Here is a 17,796-nt window from a genome sequence, read left to right as displayed (position 1 = left end):
CCGATGGAGGAGGCGGCATGAGCATGGAAGGTGGATGTACCTGCAGACACATCCGCTACCGCCTGACCGGCAGGCCACTGATCGTGCATGCCTGCCACTGCACCTGGTGCCAGCGCGAGACTGGCACCGTGCATGCGGTCAACGCGATGTACGAGGCCGAGCGGGTCGAGCACCTCGCGGCTGAGCCGGAGATCATCGATACCCCGTCGGCCAGCGGCAAGGGCCAGAAGATCGCGCGCTGTCCGATCTGCAAGGTCGCTGTCTGGAGCAACTACCCGGGCTCGGGGCCGGCGGTGCGCTTCGTCCGCGTCGGCACCATGGATGATCCCAGCCAGTGCCCGCCCGACGTCCACATCTTCACCTCGACGAAGCAGCCCTGGGTGACGCTGCCGCCGGGCGCAAAAGTCTTCGCCGAGTTCTACGACCTCAACGAGGTGTGGTCTGACGAGGCGAAGGAGCGGCGGCGGATCATGCGGGAGAAGGCGGGGAAGAAGTGATGCGCAGCGCCATTCGGCACCAGCCGGGCCTCATGGTTCGAGACGGCGCGTTGCGCCTCCTCACCATGAAGGGAAACGTTCGTGCGGCACCGGAAATCGATCTCCTCATGGTGAGGAGACCCACGACGTGGGTCGTCTCGAACCATGAGGCCGACGGCACTGGCCGACGGCTCAACGGTGACGGAGGCTAATTCACCTGCCGGTCCTTTCCCGCCCAGTACGGATCACGCAAGTTCCGGCGCAAGATCTTGCCCGACGGGTTGCGCGGCAGCGCCGCGATGAAGTCGACCGACTTCGGCGTCTTGTAGCCGGCGATTCGCTCGCGGGTGAAGTTGATGATGTCGGTCGCCGTCGCCGTCTTGCCCGGCTTCATCACCACCACGGCCTTCACCGCCTCACCCCATTTCTCGTCGGGGATGCCGATCACCGCGGCTTCCGCGATGTCGGGGTGATCGCAGAGCGCGCTCTCGACCTCGGCCGGATAGATGTTCTCGCCGCCGGAGATGATCATGTCCTTGATGCGGTCGTGGATGTAGAGATAGCCGTCCTTGTCCATATAGCCGGCATCGCCGGTGCGCAGCCAGCCGTCCTTGTCGATGGTCTTCGCAGTCGCCTCAGGCAGATTCCAGTAGCCGGCCATGTTGGAGCCGGAGCGGGTCGCGATCTCGCCGACTTCGCCGGGCGGCAGGCGGTTGCCTTCCGCGTCCAGGATCGCGAGCTCGACGCCGGGCAGGGCCTTCCCCGCGGAGCGCATGCGGTCGAGTCCCTCGATGTGATCCTCCGGCGGCAGCGCGACGATGGTGCCGGTGGTCTCGGTCATGCCGTACATCTGAACGAAGCCGCATTTGAAGACCTCGATGCATTCCTTCAGCAGCGCCGCGGGAATCGGCGAAGCGCCATAGAGCATGTATTTCAGGCGGGAGAAATCGACCTGCCGCGCCCGCGGCTGCCGCACCACGAACTGCATCGCGGCCGGCACCATGAAGAGCTTGGTGATGCCGGACTGCTCGAAGAAGTCGAGCACCTTGGTCGGATCGAACTCGCGGGCGATCACACCGCGGGCGCCGTGATAGAGGCCCATCACGCCCCAGCCGGAGCCGCCGATGTGGAAGATCGGCATCGCGACCAGGGAGACGTCGTCGGTGGTCCATTTGTTCCAGTCCGGCTTGTCGGCCTCGTTACCGGACTGCACCAGGTTGAGGAAGTTGGCGTGCGACAACATCGCGCCCTTCGGCTTGCCGGTCGTGCCCGAGGTGTAGAGCTGGATCGCGATGTCCTTCGGCGCGATCGGCACGCGTGGATCGTCGCTGCTCTGCGCGTCACGCCAGGCGAGATAATCGGACCATTCCGGTGCGCCGCCTTCGGTTGTGATGATCGTGCGCACGTTCGGCAGCTTGTCTCTGATGTTGCGCACCTGCGTGATGAATTCGGGACCGACGAACAGCACCGGCGCCTTGCAGTCGTCGACGATGAAGGCGACCTCGGGGCCCGCAAGCCGCCAATTCACCGGCGCCATCACCACGCCGGCCTTCATCGCGCCCATCAAGAGCTCGAAATAGAAGTCGCTGTTCTTGCCGAGATAGGCGATGCGCTCGCCTTTCTTCACGCCCATTGCGATCAACGCATTGGCGACGCGGTTGGTCTTGATGTCGAACTCGGCGAAGGTGGTCTGGCGTCCCTCGAATTCGTAGGCCAGCGCATCGCCGCGGCTCTTGGCGCGGTCGCGGACCATGTCGGCGAGGTTCGCCAGTGGCTGTGCAGCGGACATATTTCCCCAGGAGTGTTTTGTTTTGCTTGCGCGGAGTGTGGCGGCATCCGGCAGCAAAGACAATACGGTAGAGGCGGCCGCGATGTTTCAACGTCGTCCTGGCGAAAGCCAGGACCCATTACCACGAGTGCGCGTATGGCGCGGCGCTGGGGCCACGGCCTGCGTAACAACACACGGCGGTTGTTATGGGTCCTGGCTTTCGCCAGGACGACAGCGATGATTGATGCGCAAGCGCGAGCTTCAGCCTCGCGCTGCGCGATCCTTCTCGTTCTGCGCCTTGATCGACTCGCGCGCCTTGGTCCAGTCGTCGTCACTCCAGTCGCGAAGCTGGTAGAAGTTGCCGCCCATCGCGAGCGCCTGCGCGCCGTCCATGGCGATGGTCTCGCCGTTGATCCAGTCGCAGCCGCCGGAGATCAGGAACACGGCGAGGTTCTGCAATTCCTCCATGGTGCCGACGCGGGCCATCGGGTTCATTGCCTTGGTCCGCGCACCGGCCTCGTCGCCCGGCTTGATGCGCTTGCTCATGCCCTCGGTCGGGATTTCACCGGGCGCGATGGTGTTGAGGCGGATGCCGTATTTGCCCCACTCGACCGCGAGCGACATCGTCATGGCGTGGATCGCCGACTTGCTCATCGCCGACGGCACCACATAGGGCGAGCCGTTGCGCACCCAGGTCACGGTGATCGACACCACGTTGCCGCGGTGCTTGCCGGCGATCCAGCGGCGGCCGACCGCATGCGTCACGTAGAAGGTGCCGTGCATCACGATGTTGGCGACCGCATCGAAGCCGCGCGGCGACAGCTCTTCCGAGCGCGAGATGAAATTGCCTGCGGCGTTGTTGATGAGATCGGTGAGGGGGCCGCTGGTGGTCCAGATCGCCTCGATCATCTCGTCGACGGCCAACGCGTTGCGGATGTCGACGCCGTGGCTGACGACGCGTCCGCCGTATTCGCCCATCAGCTCGGTGGCGGTCTCGTCGCAGACGGCCTTGCGGCGTCCGCAGATGTGGACCTCGGCCCCGAGCTGCAGGAACCGCGAGGCCATGGACTTGCCGAGGCCGGTGCCGCCTCCGGTTACCAGTATGCGCCGCCCGGCGAGAAGCTGATCGCTAAACATCGTTTCCACCCACGGGGGTTGTCAGTTAATTGGTCGATTGACTAAAACCGAACAACGGCCTTTCTGTAAAGCGCCAACGAGGAAAGCGGAGGAGATTTCAATGGAAGATCGCGTTTCGATATCGATTTCGGACGGTATCGCCGATGTCCGCCTGGTGCGGGCGGACAAGATGAACGCGCTCGATGCCGCGATGTTCGAGGCGTTGGTCGCTGCAACCGACCGACTTTCCAAGGAAAAAGGCCTGCGCGTGGTGGTGTTGTCCGGCGAGGGCCGGGCCTTCTGCGCCGGCCTCGACATGGGCCGCTTCGCCGCGATGAAGGAGAAGGGCGGTAACGGGGTGCCGGGAGGCGAAAAGCGCGACCTCACCGTTCGCACCCATGGCAAGGCCAACTTCCCGCAGCAGGCGGTCTGGGGTTGGCGCCAGCTTCCGGTGCCCGTGATCGCCGCAGTCCACGGCGTTGCCTTCGGCGGCGGCTTCCAGCTCGCGCTCGGTGCCGACATGCGCTTCCTCTCGCCGGACGCGCGGATGTCGATCATGGAGATCAAATGGGGCCTAGTGCCCGACATGGCGGGCACGCCAATCCTCGCGAGCCTGGTGCGCGACGACATCCTGCGCGAGCTCACCTACACCGGGCGCATCTTCTCGGCGCAGGAGGCCCAGAGCTACGGCCTTGCCACCCGCGTCTGCGACGATCCCCGCGCCGCGGCGCTCGAGGTTGCGCGCGAGATCGCCGGCAAGAGCCCGGATGCGATCCGCGCGGCAAAGCGGATGTTGAACAATCTCTCCGTCGATCCGGCTGCGGCGCTGCTTGCGGAGTCCGTCGAGCAGCAGAAGCTGCTCGGCAGCCCGAACCAGACCGAAGCCGTACGCGCGAATCTCGAGAAGCGCGCGCCGCGCTTTGCGGATGCGTGAGCCAGCTTCCGACCTCATCCAGAGGAGCCGCGCAAGCGGCGTCTCGAGGAATGGGCCACGGGCCTCATGGTTCGAGACGGCGCGATGCGCCACCTCACCATGAGGGTAGCTATTCGAGTTGACCAAAAAGAAGAAAGAATGAGCGAAACGTCCCAACTCTTCCACGGCATCATCAGCGGCGAGCGTAAGCGCGACCATGCCGCAATCGCCGAGCGCGCCGACCGCATTGCGAGCGGCTTGCACAAGCTCGGCGTCAGGCCGGGCGACAGCGTCTGCATGCAGATGCGCAATGACATCGCCTTCATCGAGGCCGCCTATGCGGCGATGCGGCTCGGTGCCTACGGCGTGCCGATCAACTGGCACTTCAAGCCGGAGGAGATCAACTATGTGTTGACCGATTCCGGCACGCGCGTCCTGATCGCCCATGCCGATATGCTGCATGCGCTGCGCGGCGCCATCCCGGCAGGTGTCACCGTGCTCAGCGTGCCGACGCCGCCGGAGATATTGGCGAACTACAAGATCGATCCCGATCATCTCGCAACGCCGGATTTCGCGATCGATTTCGAGTCCTGGCTGGCGCAGCATCCGCGCTACGAGGGGCCGGCGGTGCCGCAGCCGCAGAACATGATCTACACCTCCGGCACCACGGGCCATCCCAAGGGCGTGCGCCGCTTCGCGCCGACGCCGGCACAGACGGCCAACGCCGAAGCCATGCGGGCGATGATCTACGGCCTGAAGCCGGGGGCGCGGGCGATCCTACCGGGTCCGCTCTATCATTCCGCGCCAAATTCGTTCGGGCTGCGCTCCGGGCGGCTCGGCGGCGTGCTGGTGCTGATGCCGCGGTTCGACGCGGAAGAATTTCTGCGGCTGATCGAGCGCGAGAAGATCGACACCATCTTCATGGTGCCGACGATGTTCATTCGCCTGATGAAGCTGCCGGAGCAGGTGCGCAGGAAGTACGACATGTCGTCGCTGCGCCACATCATCCACGCTGCCGCGCCGTGTCCGCCCGACGTCAAGCGCGCGATGATCGAGTGGTGGGGACCGGTGATCTACGAATTCTACGGCTCGACGGAATCGGGCGCGGTCACCTTCGCCAATTCCGAGGATGCGTTGAAGAAGCCGGGAACGGTCGGCAAGATCTCGCCCGGCGCCGAGCTGCGCTTCATCGGCGATGACGGCAAGGAGGTGCCGCAGGGGCAGATCGGCGAGATCTATTCGCGAATCGCGGGCAACCCCGACTTCACCTATCACAACAAGCCCGAGAAGCGCGCCGAGATCGATCGCGAGGGATTCATCACCTCGGGCGACGTCGGCTATATCGACGAGGACGGCTATGTCTTCATCTGCGATCGCAAGCGAGACATGGTGATCTCGGGTGGCGTCAACATCTATCCGGCGGAGATCGAGGCGGTGCTGCATGCGGTTCCCGGCGTGCACGATTGCGCGGTGTTCGGCATTCCCGACGCGGAGTTCGGCGAGGCGCTGATGGCGGTGATCGAGCCGCAACCCGGCGTGACGCTGGACACGGCCGCGATCCGCGCAGAGCTCAAGACCTCGCTTGCCGATTACAAGGTGCCCAAGCACGTCGAGATCCAGACCAATCTGCCGCGCGAGGACTCCGGCAAGATCTTCAAGCGCCGCCTGCGCGACCCGTATTGGGAACGGGCGGGGAGGAGGATCTAGGGGGCGGACCATGGACGCCGTCATCCCGCGGCAAGCTGGACGTAGCCGGGTCCCTGCTCTCGCAGGGACAGCGGTGGACGTGTGCACCGCGCAAGTTCATCTTGCGCTGCGGCAAAAAAGTTGCACACTCCGAGGCATTGCCGGGCAAGCTTCTGGAGTAGCCAGCTATGCCTCCCCAGACCATGCCTTCCGAGACCGAAACCCGGGCCAAGCGCGCCGAGGAAGCCAACCTGCTTGAGAGAACGGCTCAGGAGGAGGACGCGCGGCTTCGGAAAGACATCCGCCTGCTGGGCCGCGTGCTCGGCGATACCGTGCGGGACCAGGAGGGGGCGGACGCGTTCGACCTGGTCGAGCGCATTCGCCAGACCTCGGTCCGGTTCCATCGCGACGAGGACAAGCTGGCGCGGCGCGAGCTGGAGACCATCCTCGACGGCATGTCGATCGCCGAGACGCTGCGGATCGTCCGCGCCTTCAGCTACTTCTCCCATCTGGCCAACATCGCCGAGGACCAGAACAACATCCGCCAGATGCGCAGTGGCGGCCCGGGCGGGGCGCCGCGGCGGAGCCTGCTGGAGCAGACGCTCAAGCACGCCAGGGACGCCGGCATCAGCCCGGCCGATCTCCGCAGCTTCTTCAAAGGCGCGCTGGTCAGCCCGGTGCTCACCGCGCATCCGACCGAGGTCCGCCGCAAGAGCACGATGGACCGCGAGATGGAGATCGCGGAACTGCTCGACCGCCGCGAGCGATTGAAGATGACGCCGGACGAGAGCGAGGCCACCGACGAGCAGCTCCGCCGCGCGGTGGTGACGCTGTGGCAGACCAATCTCCTGCGCCGGACCAAGCTGACCGTGCTCGACGAGGTCGCCAACGGCCTGTCCTTCTACGACTACACCTTCCTGCAGGAAGTCCCGCGGCTGCACTGCGCGCTGGAGGATCGCCTGAACAAGGAGGGCGGCGAGGCCGGTGATCTCGCCTCGTTTCTCAAGATCGGAAGCTGGATCGGCGGCGACCGCGACGGCAATCCCTTCGTCACCGCGGAGGTGATGCGCGGCACGCTGCGGCTGCAGTCGAGCTGCGCGCTCAGCTTCTACCTCGAGGAGCTACACGCCCTCGGCGCCGAGCTGTCGCTGGCGGCGCATCTCGCCGACGTTTCGGAGGAGCTGCGCACGCTTGCTGAACGCTCACCCGACACCTCGCCGCACCGAAGCGGCGAGCCTTATCGGCTCGCGGTCTCGGGCATCTACGCCAGGCTCGTGGCGACTGCCGCCCGGCTCGAGGTCGAGACCAGGCGGCCGCCCGTCGGCAAGGCCGAGCCGTATGCGAGCGTCAAGGAATTCCAGGCCGATCTCGACGTGCTGAACCGCTCGCTGATCGCGAACAATTCCGGCGTGATCGCGCGCGGCCGCCTGCGGCTGCTGCGGCGCGCGGTGGATTGCTTCGGCTTCCATCTCGCGCGGCTCGACATCCGCCAGAATTCGGCGGTGCACGAGCGCACCATTGCCGAGCTGTTCGATACGGCCAATGCCGGCATGTCCTATCTGGCGCTCGGCGAGGACGCCCGGGTCAGCCTGCTGGTCAATGAGTTGCGCAACGCGCGGCCGCTCGCTTCACCCTTCGTCAAATATTCGGAGGAGACCCAGGGCGAGCTCGCTGTGTTCCGTGCTGCGGCCGAGGCGCACGCCAAATTCGGCTCCGAGGTGATCTCCCAGTGCATCATCTCGATGTGCAAGGGCATGTCCGACATGCTCGAGGTCGCGGTGCTCTTAAAGGAGGTCGGGCTGGTCAATCCGTCCGGCCGCAGCGCGATCAACATCGTGCCGCTGTTCGAGACGATCGAGGATCTGCAGGCTTCCAGCGGCATCATGGACCGCATGTTGGCGCTGCATGATTACCGCAAGCTGGTCGACAGCCTCGGCAGCGTGCAGGAAGTGATGCTCGGCTATTCCGACAGCAACAAGGATGGCGGCTTCGTCACCTCGGGCTGGGAACTCTACAAGGCCGAGATCGGCCTCGTCGAGGTGTTCGAACGCCACGGCGTGCGTTTGCGCCTGTTCCACGGCCGCGGCGGCTCGGTCGGGCGCGGTGGCGGCCCGAGCTATGACGCGATCATCGCGCAGCCCGGCGGCGCGGTGAACGGCCAGATCCGCATCACCGAGCAGGGCGAGATCATCTCCTCGAAATATTCCAATGCCGAGGTCGGCCGCAGCAATCTCGAGATCCTCGCCGCCGCGACGCTCGAGACCAGCCTGTTGCAGCCGCGGAAGAGCGCACCGCGGCTCGAATATCTGCAGGCGATGGAGCAGATCTCGGCGCTCGCCTTCAAGGCCTATCGCGGCCTCGTCTACGAGACCGAGGGCTTTGCCGATTACTTCTGGGGCTCGACCGTCATCAATGAGATCGCGACGCTAAACATCGGCAGCCGCCCGGCGTCACGCAAGAAGACCCGCGAGATCGAGGACCTTCGCGCCATCCCCTGGGTGTTCTCCTGGGCGCAGTGCCGGCTGATGCTGCCGGGCTGGTACGGCTTTGGCAGCGCGGTGGAGACATGGATCGCCGAGCATCCGGAGCAGGGCATGCCCTTCCTGCAGGAGCTCTACAAGGAATGGCCGTTCTTCCGCACGCTGCTCTCCAACATGGACATGGTGCTGGCGAAAAGCTCGATTGCGATCGCCTCGCGCTATGCAGAACTGGTTTCCGACGTCGCGCTGCGCGAGGAGATCTTCGGCCGCATCCGCAGGGAATGGCATCTCTCGATCGAGACGCTGCTCGACATCATGGGCCAGGATCGCCTGCTGCAAGGCAACCCGCTGCTGGAGCGCTCGATCCGCAACCGCTTCCCCTATCTCGACCCGCTCAACCATGTGCAGGTGGAGCTGTTGAAGGAGCATCGCGCGCAGAACCCTGACGAGCAGGTGCTGCGGGGGATTCAGATCACGATCAACGGGATTTCAGCCGGACTGAGAAATAGTGGCTAGTCCGTGATGATACGCCGTCATTGCGAGCGCAGCGAAGCAATCCATTGAGCCGCAAGCGGTAAGATGGATTGCTTCGTCGCTTTGCTCCTCGCAATGACGACGTATGACAAGTCTCTCAGCAGTTATGCGCACCCTTGGTCTCGACATAGACCGCATAGAGCGATTGGCTCGCGGTCATGAACAGGCGGTTGCGCTTCTTGCCGCCGAAGGTGAGGTTGGCGCAGGTCTCCGGCAGCAGGATCTGGCCGATGCGCTGACCATCGGGCGCGAACACCTGCACGCCGTCATAGCCGGGGCCGACCCAGCCGGCGCCGACCCAGATGTTGCCGTCGATGTCGACGCGCATGCCGTCCGGGAAGCCTGACTTGCCGTCCAACGTCATGTCGATCAGCGTGCGCGGGTTGGAGAGCTTGTCGCCGTTGAGGTCGTACTGCCAGACGATGTTCTTCGCGTTCGGATAATGTGTGATGCCGGTATCGCAGACATAGACCTTCTTGTAGTCGTGGCTGAAGGCGATGCCGTTCGGCTTGAACGGCTCGTCGGCGACCTTGGTGATCTGTCCGGTCGATGCGTCGATCCGATAGACCGCTTCCTTCTGGTAGGGTTGGAGAGAGCCGGTGTTGGCGCGCTGCCCTTCGTAGGTCGAGAGCGCGCCATAGCCGGGATCGGTGAACCAGATCGACTTGTCGTTGGGATGCACGACCATGTCGTTCGGCCCGTTGAGCTGCTTGCCATTGGCCTGTTCTGCCAGCGACGTGATGGTCCCGTCGTGCTCGTAGCGAACCAGCCGCGTGCGTTCGGCCGTGATCTGCCGTCCCTCGAAATCGAACGTCGAGCCGTTCGCTTCGTTCGACGGCTTGTGGAACTGCTCGGAAATGTGGCCGTCATCGTCGAGATAGCGCAACTGCCGGTTGGCCGGGATGTCGCTCCACACCAGATACTGGCCCTGCGCATTCCAGGCCGGACCCTCCGCCCACAGGCATCCGGTGTAGAGCCGTTTGATCGCGGTGTTGCCGACCTTGGCCTTGAAGCGCTTGTCGTCGATCACGACGATATCGGGGTCGGGATAGCGCTGCGGTTCTGCATTGCGGCCGTAGTCGCGCGCTGTCGCATCGGACGCGGCCATGGCGGTCGCGGCCAGCGCGGTTGCACCGCGCAAGATTGTCCGACGGTCGAACGCCTTCACGCTGTCGTCCTGACGGTCAGATGTTTGGATTGGATTAGTCATGAAGTCCTCCCAGGCTTTTTGTTATGGGGAGGCCGTTCATGCGCCCGCAATCTGGCACAAAGCGGGCAAGTTGCCGTGAAGCAACCGAAGATAGTGTGGTCCCGGCGCGTGCGCCGGGACCACGTTTCATAAAATTGTCAGATCGGATCCCAGGTGAAGACGTCGGCCGAGCGGTCGAGCTTGTAGAACGATCCCTTCAGCGCCGGCATGCCGTGCTCGGCGATCGTTTCCGGGGTCCAGCCTTCGCCGCGATGCACCGAGCGGATCGGGCGCGACTGGCCCATCAGGAAGATCTCGTTCATGCGCACGCCGAAGATTTGCCCGGTGACGTCCTTGGCGGCGTCCGAGAGCAGGTAGGCGCAGACCGGCGCGATCTTCTCCGGCCCCATCTGCTTGATCTTCTCGACACGCGCCTTCTCGGCGTCGGTTTCGGTCGGGATGGTGCCGATCATGCGGGTCCAGGCGAACGGCGATACGCAGTTCGAGCGCACGTTGAAGCGGCCCATGTCGAGTGCGATCGACTTCGACAGACCGACGATGCCGAGCTTGGCGGCGGCGTAGTTGGCCTGGCCGTAATTGCCGATCAGGCCCGAGGTCGAGGTGAAGTGCACGAAGGAGCCGCTCTCCTGCTCGCGGTAAATGCGCGCCGCAGCGTGAGAGACGTAGAACGAGCCCATCAAATGCACCTTGATGACAGCCTCGAAGGCTTCCACGCTCATCTTGTGGAAAATCATGTCGCGGAGGATGCCGGCATTGTTGACCACGCCGTCGAGCCGGCCGAAATGATCGGTCGCGGTCTTCACGATCTTGCTGGCGGGAATCGCTTCCGCCACCGACTCGAAGTTCGCGACGGCGGTGCCGCCACGCTTCTTGATCTCCTCGACCACCTCCTCGGCGGGCGCCGCGCTCGAGCCGGCGCCGTCGGCCGCGCCACCCGGGTCGTTGACGACGACCTTCGCGCCTTCGGCCGCGCAGAGCAGCGCGATCTCGCGGCCGATGCCGCGGCCCGCGCCGGTGACGATGATGACTTTATCCTGCAGTGATTTTGCCATGTGGTTCTCCTGATTGAGTGACCGTGCGCCCTTACCTCGCCCCGCTTGCGGGGAGAGGTCGGATCGCACGCGCAAGCGAGCGATCCGGGTGAGGGGGATTCTCCGCGAGTCTGTCTTTGTCGAGAGAGCCCCTCACCCCAACCCTCTCCCCGCGGAGGGCGGGGAGAGGGAGGGAAAGGAGCAGCGTGTCTCTCACAGATGACTCACTTCTCGTTCGTGAAGATGATGGTACCTGATGCTGCGAACATGCCGCCGACGCCGTGGCAGACTGAGATCTTCGCATTCGGCACCTGCGCCGGCGCGATGCCGCGCATCTGCCGCACGCTCTCCTGCAGCGCGTACATGCCGTACATGCCGGAGTGCATGTAGCTTAAGCCGCCACCATTGGTGTTGAGCGGCAGCTTGCCGCCTGGGCGGGTGTTGCCGTCGGCGATGAACTTGCCGGTCTCCTCATAGGGCATGAAGCCGAGGTCGCCGAGGCCGTAGAGCGGCAGATGCGCGAAGGCGTCGTAGATCATCAGATGATCGACGTCCTTGTGCGTGATGCCGGCTTCCTTGAAGGCCAGGGGGCCGGCGACCTTGAAGGCGCGCGAGGAATCGAACGTCTTCATCTGGCTGACCATCGGCGTTTCCACGCTCTCGCCGGTGCCGAGGATGTAGACCGGCTTCTTCGGGAAGTCCTTGGCGCGGTCGGCCGAGGTCAGGATCAGCGCACCGCCGCCGTCGGTGACGAGGCAGCACTGCAGCAGGCGGAACGGATAGGCGATCATCCGCGAATTCAGGACGTCGGCGACCGTGATCGGGTCCCTCATGGTCGCGCGCGGGTTCTTCGCTGCCCATTCGCGCTGCACGACGGCGACCATGGCGAGCTGCTCATGGGTGATGCCGTGGGTCTTCATGAAGCGCAGCACGGGAATCGGAAACATGCTCGGCGGCCCGTAGACGCCGAACGGCGCCTCGAACTGGCCGTTGAGACTGTCGGGCGGCGTGAAGCGCGGCTGCTTGCCGATCATCGACTTGCCGCTCTCGGCATGGGTGATCAGCACGGTTTTGCAGAGGCCGGCCTCGATCGCGGCGGCGGCATGGCGGACATGCAGCATGAAGGAGCAGCCGCCGACCGACGTACCGTCGACCCAAGTCGGCGTGATGCCGAGATAATGTGCGACCTGCTGCGGCGTCTCGACCGCGGTGGCAAAGCCGTCGATGTCGGACAGCTTCAGCCCCGCGTCCGCGATCGCGTTCAGCGCCGCATCCGCGTGCAGCTGGATCTGCGACATGTTCGGAATCACGCCAAGCTCGGTGGTTTCAGCCGCACCGACGACGGCAACCTGGTTCCTGCGCATCGCGTTACCCCTTTGCCGGACGGAAAACGGGAAGGGTGATCTTGTCGTCGAGTTGCTGGAACGCGACCTCGAGCGGCATGTCGAGCTCGAGCGCCTCCGGCGTCTGCGGACAATCGATGATGTTGCTCATCATGCGTGGGCCTTCGTCGAGCTCCACCACCGCGATCGCGTAAGGCGGCGTGAAGCCGGGCGCGGCAGGGCGATGATTGATGACATAGCTGTAGAGCTTGCCCTTGCCGCTGGCCTTGAAGACCGAGACCTTGCGCGAGGCGCAGGAGGGGCAGAACGGCCGCGGCGGAAAATAGACATTGGCGCAGGCATCGCAACGCTGCAGGCGCAATTCGCCCGCCTTCGTGCCGTCCCAGAAGTGCTGGGTCTCCGGTGTCGGTTTTGGTTTCGCGCGCGCGGGCTCGGCCATGTCTGAAAATCCTCCCGAAATCGTTCCAATCTTGATGCGACATTGGACCAAGGCCCGTCAACGGTCTATCCGTGCAGCGCGCAGCCGCCTGTGCCACGCGCATGCCGCATATTCCGCCCCTCGCACAATTGATAAGGCTGGCCTGCTTGTGTCCCTCCGGTCTCGCGCGTAGAAGGGCGCCGGTATCAAGCATCCGGGAGGAATGAGATCATGCTGAGGATGACCGGCGCGGCACTCGCTGCCAGCCTCGCAATTGCCACGCAGGCCATGGCGGCAGATGCGCCGTCCGAGATCAAGATCGGCACGCTCTATGCGTCCTCGGGGCGCTATGCCTCGATCTCGATGCCGGTTTACAGCTCGCTGAAATTCTGGGTCGAACAGAAGAACGCCGACGGCGGCGTCTTTGTGAAGGCGTTCGACAAGAAGATCCCGATCAAGCTCGTCTCCTATGACGACCAGAGCAACACCGCGACCGCCGCGACTCTTTATAATCAGCTCATCACCCAGGATAAGGTCGATCTGCTGGTGGCGGATTCCGGATCGGTGCTGACGGCGCCGGCGGTTGCGATCGCGCGCGACCACAAGATGTTCCTGTTCGATCAGACCGGCACCGGCGCGAGCTTCTTCTCCAAGGACAATCCGTATATCGCGCTGATGGCCGACCCGGTGTCGACCATCTGGCCGAAGCCGGTGGCGGACTTCATCAGCCATGACGGTCCGGGTCTCGGCATCAAGAAGATCGCGATCCTCTACGCGACCAACGAGTTCACGGGAACGCAGGCCAACGCCTTCCGCAAGTTCGTCAAGGATTCGGGCGCGCCGATCGAGATCGTCTACGACCAGGGCGTACCGACCGAGACCACGAACTACAACGTCATCATCAACAACATCAACAACGCCAATCCCGACGCGGTGATCCATTTCGGCTACGCGCCGAACGACATCGCCTTCCTGCGCAACGTCCAGGACGTCGGCATCAAGTTCAAGATGCTGTTCTCGATCTATGCCGGCCTCGAGACCGAGCTGCTCGAAAAGAACGTCGGCGCCAAGGGCCTCGAGCACATCTGGACCTATGTGCCGCCGTCCGAGCTGGATTATCCCGTCAATTTCGGGATGAACATGAAGGATTTCCGCGCCGCCTGGGAGAGGAAGTACAGCGACGGCAAGATGGAGTTCGGCTTCAACGCGGTGGCCGGCTACACCACCGCGCTGGTGATCGAGAAGACGCTGTCGGAGGCGACCAGCCTCGACCAGATGGAGCTGCGCCGCGCGGTGTTCTCGCTCAACGGCAAGCTCAAGACGCTCGACGGCACCTTTGCGCTGGATGACACCGGCGGGCAGGTCGGCGAATTGACGCCGCTCGGCCAGCTCACGGTCGACGAGCACGATCACATCAAGTTCGTCTCGATCTATCCGCACGAGACCGCGACCGGCAAGCCGGTCTATCCGGCGCCGTAATGCAGTCATCGGCGTCAATCGAGGTTATCGGGGGCGGGCGGTAGCATGACCTACGCGCTCGTCGCCGGCGTGCTGTTCGGGCTGTATTTCAGCCTCGTCGGCATCGGTCTCAATCTCGTGTTCGGTGTCATGCGCATCGTCAATCTTGCGCATGGCGACATTCTGATGCTCGGCGCCTTCATCGCGGTCGGGGTGGTCGGCATCGCCGGCCTCGACCCGCTGTTCGCGGTGCCGCTAGCCTTCGTGATCTTCGTGCTCGCAGGCCTGCTGTTGTACTGGGTGCTGGTGCCGCGTCTGCAGGGCTCGGCCAACCCGGAAATGCTGTCGATCATCCTGTTCTTCGGCCTGTCGCAGGTGATCGAGGCCGTCACCACGATCTTCGCCGGCACCAGCGAGCGGTCGATCCAGAGCCGGCTGCTGGGAACCGTATTCACGACCATCAAGGTCAAGTGGTTCGGCGGCAAGGCCGGGGCGGGGCCGATCCAGATCTTCGGCCAGGGCTTTCCGGCGCCCTGGGTGATCGCGGCTGTAACCAGCCTGATCGTGATCGCGTTCGTCTATCTCTATCTCTACCACACGCGGCTCGGCACGCTGACCCGCGCGGTGATGTCACGGCGCGATGAGGCGCTGGCGACCGGCATCGACGTCGACCGCGTCTCGGCGGCGGCGTTCGGCATCGGCTTGGGGCTCGCCGCCATCGCCGGCGTGTTCGCGCCCTTCATGTTCGGCTCGGTGACGCCAGCCTTCGGCGCGGATGCGACGGTGACGTCGTTTGCGATCGTGGTGCTGGGCTCGCTTGGCAATCCGCTCGGCACCGCGCTCGGCGGCGTCGTCTACGGCGTCTGCTATATGCTGGTGCAGACCTATCTCAGTTCCTGGGCCGACTTGCTGCCCTATGTGTTGTTGATCGTGATCCTGTTGTTGCGCCCGAGCGGTCTGCTCGGAAGGCGGGTGCGCGTTGCCTAACGCATCGAAACACCTGCTGTTCATCCTGGCGCCGCTGGTCGTGGTGTTCGCGGCTCTCCCCGGCGTCTATCAAAACCATCTGTTGCTGTTCAACTTCGTGATCTTTCTGATCCTCGCGCAAGGCGTGAACATCATCTATGGCTTCACCGGCTATCTGCCGTTCGGCTATGTCGGCTTCTTCGGCGCCGGCGCCTATGGCTTCGCCATCATGGTGATGCATCTGCAGACGCCGGCCGTCCTTGCCGTGGTGGTCGGCGGTTTGGTCGCTGTGGCGCTTGGCCTGCTGCTGACACCGCTGCTGCGATTGTCCGGCGCGTATTTCGCGATCGCCAATCTGGCGGCCTCGCTTGCCGTGCTGCACTTCGTCGCCAATCCGGCGCTCGAAGGCATCACCAAGGGGCCCTACGGCGTGTCGCTGACCGGGACGTTCAATCCGACGTACGCCTACTACGCTGCTGTCGCCGTGATGGCGCTGACGGTCGGCGGCGTCGTCTATCTGAGGAACTCGGCCTTCGGCCTCGCCTTGCAGGCGGTGCGTGAGGACGGGGTCTCGGCCTCGATGGCCGGCGTCAACATCGTCAAGATGCGGGTGATCGCCTGGCTCGCCTCCGCGCTGGTCGCCGGCCTCGCGGGCGGCATCTATGCCTGGTACGTCTCCGTGTTCTATCCGGACAACGTGTTCTCCGGCGAGTTCAGCATCTTTGCGATTGTGTTCGCGTTGTTCGGCGGCGTCGCCACCATCACCGGACCAATCGTCGGCGTGATCATCCTCTACGGCATCTACAACCTGATCGGCTTCACCACGCCGCAATATTTCCAGTTGATCTACGGCCTCCTGATCATGGGACTGGTGCTGTTCCTGCCCGCAGGGCTGGTGTCGCTGGCAACGCGCAGGGGGTGGTATGTCCCCTGAGAAAGCACCCCTCCTCAAGGTCTCCAAGCTGGTCAAGCGCTTCGGTGGCTTCTACGCGCTCGATGGCCTGAGCTTTCACGTCGTGCCCGGTGAAATCCTTGGTCTCGTCGGTCCCAACGGCTCCGGCAAGACGACAGCGATCAACGTGATCTCCGGCCTCTATGCGCCTGACGGCGGCGAGGTGGTCTTCGACGGCGCCGTGGCCGGCGGTGTCGCTTCCCACAAGCTGGTTCACCGCGGCATCAACCGCACCTTCCAGGTGCCGAAACCGTTCCTGTCGCTGTCGGTGCGCGAGAACATCCAGGTGGCGCTGGCCTACGGCCATGCCGGGGTGGCGCCGCCCTCGATGGCGGAATTGCTCGACGAATACCGGCTGAAGGAGGTCGCCGACCGCCCGGCAGCCGATCTCAACAGTGCGCAGCAGAAGATGCTGGATCTCACCCGCGCGCTCGCGACCCGCCCGCGGCTATTGCTGCTCGACGAACTCGCCGCCGGCCTCAACCCGGCGGAGCTCGACTGGATTGCCGGACGCATCAAGGCGCTGGCCGCGACCGGAATGGCGATCATCGTGGTCGAGCATCTCATGGGCTTCATCGAGCAGATCACCGACCGCGTCATCGTGCTCAATGCGGGCAAGGAGATCTTCGAGGGCACGCTGGCGACCGCGGTGCGCGAGCCGCAGGTGATCGAGGTGTTTTTGGGAGGCGAGCATGCCCACTGACGCGGCGCCGCTTCTGGACGCCAAGGGCGTCGATGCAGGCTACGGCACAATGCAGGTGCTATGGGGCGTCGATCTCGACGTCCGCGCCGGCGAGACCGTGCTGCTGCTCGGCGCCAATGGCGCGGGCAAGACCACCTTCCTGAAATCGCTGGTCGGCCTGATCGAGACGCGCAGCGGCCATATCAAGCTCGGCGGCGAGGACATCACGCGGATGCGCTCGTCGGACCGCATGAAGCGCGGCATGACTTATATGTCGGAGCTCGCGGTGTTCCCCGATCTGTCGATCGAGGAGAACATTCGGGTCGGCGCGCAGGCCTTGGGGCATACCAATCCGGGGGCACGGGTCGATGAGCTGTACGGCTTATTCCCGGTGCTGCGCGACAAGCGTCGCGATCCGGCTTCCAGCCTTTCGGGCGGCCAGCGCAAGATGCTCGGCATCGCCAAGGCGCTGTCGGCCGATCCGAAGCTGCTGGTCATGGACGAGCCCTCGGCCGGGTTGTCACCGCTGTTCGTCAAGGAGGTGATCCGCGCTCTCTCCAGCCTGCAGGGGCGGGGATTGGCGCTCTTGATTGCCGAGCAAAATATCAGTTTCCTTGACGTCGCCACCCGCGTGTTCGTGCTGGAAGGCGGACGGATCCGCTTCTCCGGCACGGTTGCCGAGATGAGCGGCAATGAGGAGCTACATCGCGCCTATTTCGGGTTGAAGTGATGCGGACGGTCAGGGCCGGGTCTGGCGCAAGCC

At 64.3% G+C, this 17,796-nt stretch carries 15 protein-coding genes; 9 read left to right on the top strand and 6 right to left on the bottom strand.

Annotated features, from left to right (window positions below; all coding sequences use genetic code 11):
* The first annotated feature begins 17 nt into the window (after nt 1–17).
* Nucleotides 18–497, top strand: a complete 480-nt coding sequence (locus tag MTX19_RS25985; protein WP_280979930.1) for a GFA family protein — start codon at nt 18–20, stop codon at nt 495–497.
* Between the two features lie 187 nt (nt 498–684).
* On the opposite strand, the gene MTX19_RS25980 is transcribed toward MTX19_RS25985, so the two are convergent.
* Both MTX19_RS25980 and MTX19_RS25975 read right to left on the bottom strand, forming a co-directional pair.
* Nucleotides 685–2,265 (bottom strand): fatty acid--CoA ligase, encoded by a 1,581-nt coding sequence (locus MTX19_RS25980; RefSeq protein ID WP_280979929.1) that lies wholly within the window; start codon nt 2,263–2,265, stop codon nt 685–687.
* 240 nt (nt 2,266–2,505) lie between these two features.
* Nucleotides 2,506–3,381 (bottom strand): SDR family oxidoreductase, encoded by an 876-nt coding sequence (locus MTX19_RS25975; protein ID WP_280979928.1) that lies wholly within the window; start codon nt 3,379–3,381, stop codon nt 2,506–2,508.
* Nucleotides 3,382–3,481: 100 nt separating this feature from the next.
* Here MTX19_RS25975 and MTX19_RS25970 point away from each other — a divergent pair, with 100 nt between their 5' ends.
* From MTX19_RS25970 to ppc, 3 genes are all read left to right on the top strand, one after another.
* Nucleotides 3,482–4,294: a crotonase/enoyl-CoA hydratase family protein gene (locus MTX19_RS25970; protein ID WP_280979927.1), complete on the top strand. Its 813-nt coding sequence runs from the start codon at nt 3,482–3,484 to the stop codon at nt 4,292–4,294.
* Between the two features lie 138 nt (nt 4,295–4,432).
* Nucleotides 4,433–5,980: an acyl-CoA synthetase gene (locus tag MTX19_RS25965; protein ID WP_280979926.1), complete on the top strand. Its 1,548-nt coding sequence runs from the start codon at nt 4,433–4,435 to the stop codon at nt 5,978–5,980.
* A 167-nt stretch (nt 5,981–6,147) separates the two neighbouring features.
* Nucleotides 6,148–8,955: a phosphoenolpyruvate carboxylase gene (gene ppc / locus MTX19_RS25960; protein WP_280979925.1), complete on the top strand. Its 2,808-nt coding sequence runs from the start codon at nt 6,148–6,150 to the stop codon at nt 8,953–8,955.
* A gap of 115 nt (nt 8,956–9,070) precedes the next feature.
* On the opposite strand, the gene MTX19_RS25955 is transcribed toward ppc, so the two are convergent.
* From MTX19_RS25955 to MTX19_RS25940, 4 genes are all read right to left on the bottom strand, one after another.
* Nucleotides 9,071–10,183: an SMP-30/gluconolactonase/LRE family protein gene (locus tag MTX19_RS25955; protein WP_280979924.1), complete on the bottom strand. Its 1,113-nt coding sequence runs from the start codon at nt 10,181–10,183 to the stop codon at nt 9,071–9,073.
* Between the two features lie 137 nt (nt 10,184–10,320).
* Complete coding sequence (locus MTX19_RS25950) at nt 10,321–11,235, bottom strand: SDR family oxidoreductase (protein WP_280976844.1); 915 nt, start codon at nt 11,233–11,235, stop codon at nt 10,321–10,323.
* 203 nt (nt 11,236–11,438) lie between these two features.
* Nucleotides 11,439–12,578, bottom strand: a complete 1,140-nt coding sequence (locus MTX19_RS25945) for a thiolase (protein WP_280979923.1) — start codon at nt 12,576–12,578, stop codon at nt 11,439–11,441.
* A 4-nt stretch (nt 12,579–12,582) separates the two neighbouring features.
* Complete coding sequence (locus MTX19_RS25940) at nt 12,583–12,996, bottom strand: Zn-ribbon domain-containing OB-fold protein (protein WP_066504448.1); 414 nt, start codon at nt 12,994–12,996, stop codon at nt 12,583–12,585.
* Between the two features lie 210 nt (nt 12,997–13,206).
* On the opposite strand from MTX19_RS25940, the gene MTX19_RS25935 reads away from it, so the two are divergent.
* Genes MTX19_RS25935 through MTX19_RS25915 form a run of 5 tightly spaced genes read left to right on the top strand, consistent with a single transcriptional unit; the run spans nt 13,207 to nt 17,763 of the window.
* A complete protein-coding gene (locus MTX19_RS25935; protein ID WP_280979922.1) occupies nt 13,207–14,454 on the top strand; it encodes an ABC transporter substrate-binding protein in 1,248 nt (415 codons plus the stop codon).
* Between the two features lie 45 nt (nt 14,455–14,499).
* On the top strand, nt 14,500–15,420 hold the full coding sequence (locus MTX19_RS25930; RefSeq protein WP_280979921.1) for a branched-chain amino acid ABC transporter permease: 921 nt from the start codon (nt 14,500–14,502) through the stop codon (nt 15,418–15,420).
* The gene (locus tag MTX19_RS25925; RefSeq protein WP_280979920.1) at nt 15,413–16,333 is read left to right on the top strand and encodes a branched-chain amino acid ABC transporter permease; all 921 of its coding nucleotides are present in this window, start codon (nt 15,413–15,415) and stop codon (nt 16,331–16,333) included. Before MTX19_RS25930 ends, MTX19_RS25925 begins: the two co-directional genes overlap by 8 nt.
* Nucleotides 16,323–17,054 (top strand): ABC transporter ATP-binding protein, encoded by a 732-nt coding sequence (locus MTX19_RS25920; RefSeq protein ID WP_280979919.1) that lies wholly within the window; start codon nt 16,323–16,325, stop codon nt 17,052–17,054. Before MTX19_RS25925 ends, MTX19_RS25920 begins: the two co-directional genes overlap by 11 nt.
* Nucleotides 17,044–17,763 (top strand): ABC transporter ATP-binding protein, encoded by a 720-nt coding sequence (locus MTX19_RS25915; protein ID WP_280979918.1) that lies wholly within the window; start codon nt 17,044–17,046, stop codon nt 17,761–17,763. The genes MTX19_RS25920 and MTX19_RS25915 overlap by 11 nt, the downstream gene beginning before the upstream one ends.
* Nucleotides 17,764–17,796 lie beyond the last annotated feature (33 nt).

Origin of the sequence: Bradyrhizobium sp. ISRA464 (assembly GCF_029910095.1) — a bacterium.
GTDB lineage: Bacteria > Pseudomonadota > Alphaproteobacteria > Rhizobiales > Xanthobacteraceae > Bradyrhizobium.
The sequence above is the reverse complement of the archived record's forward strand: the minus strand, read 5'-3'. Positions and strand labels throughout refer to the sequence as shown.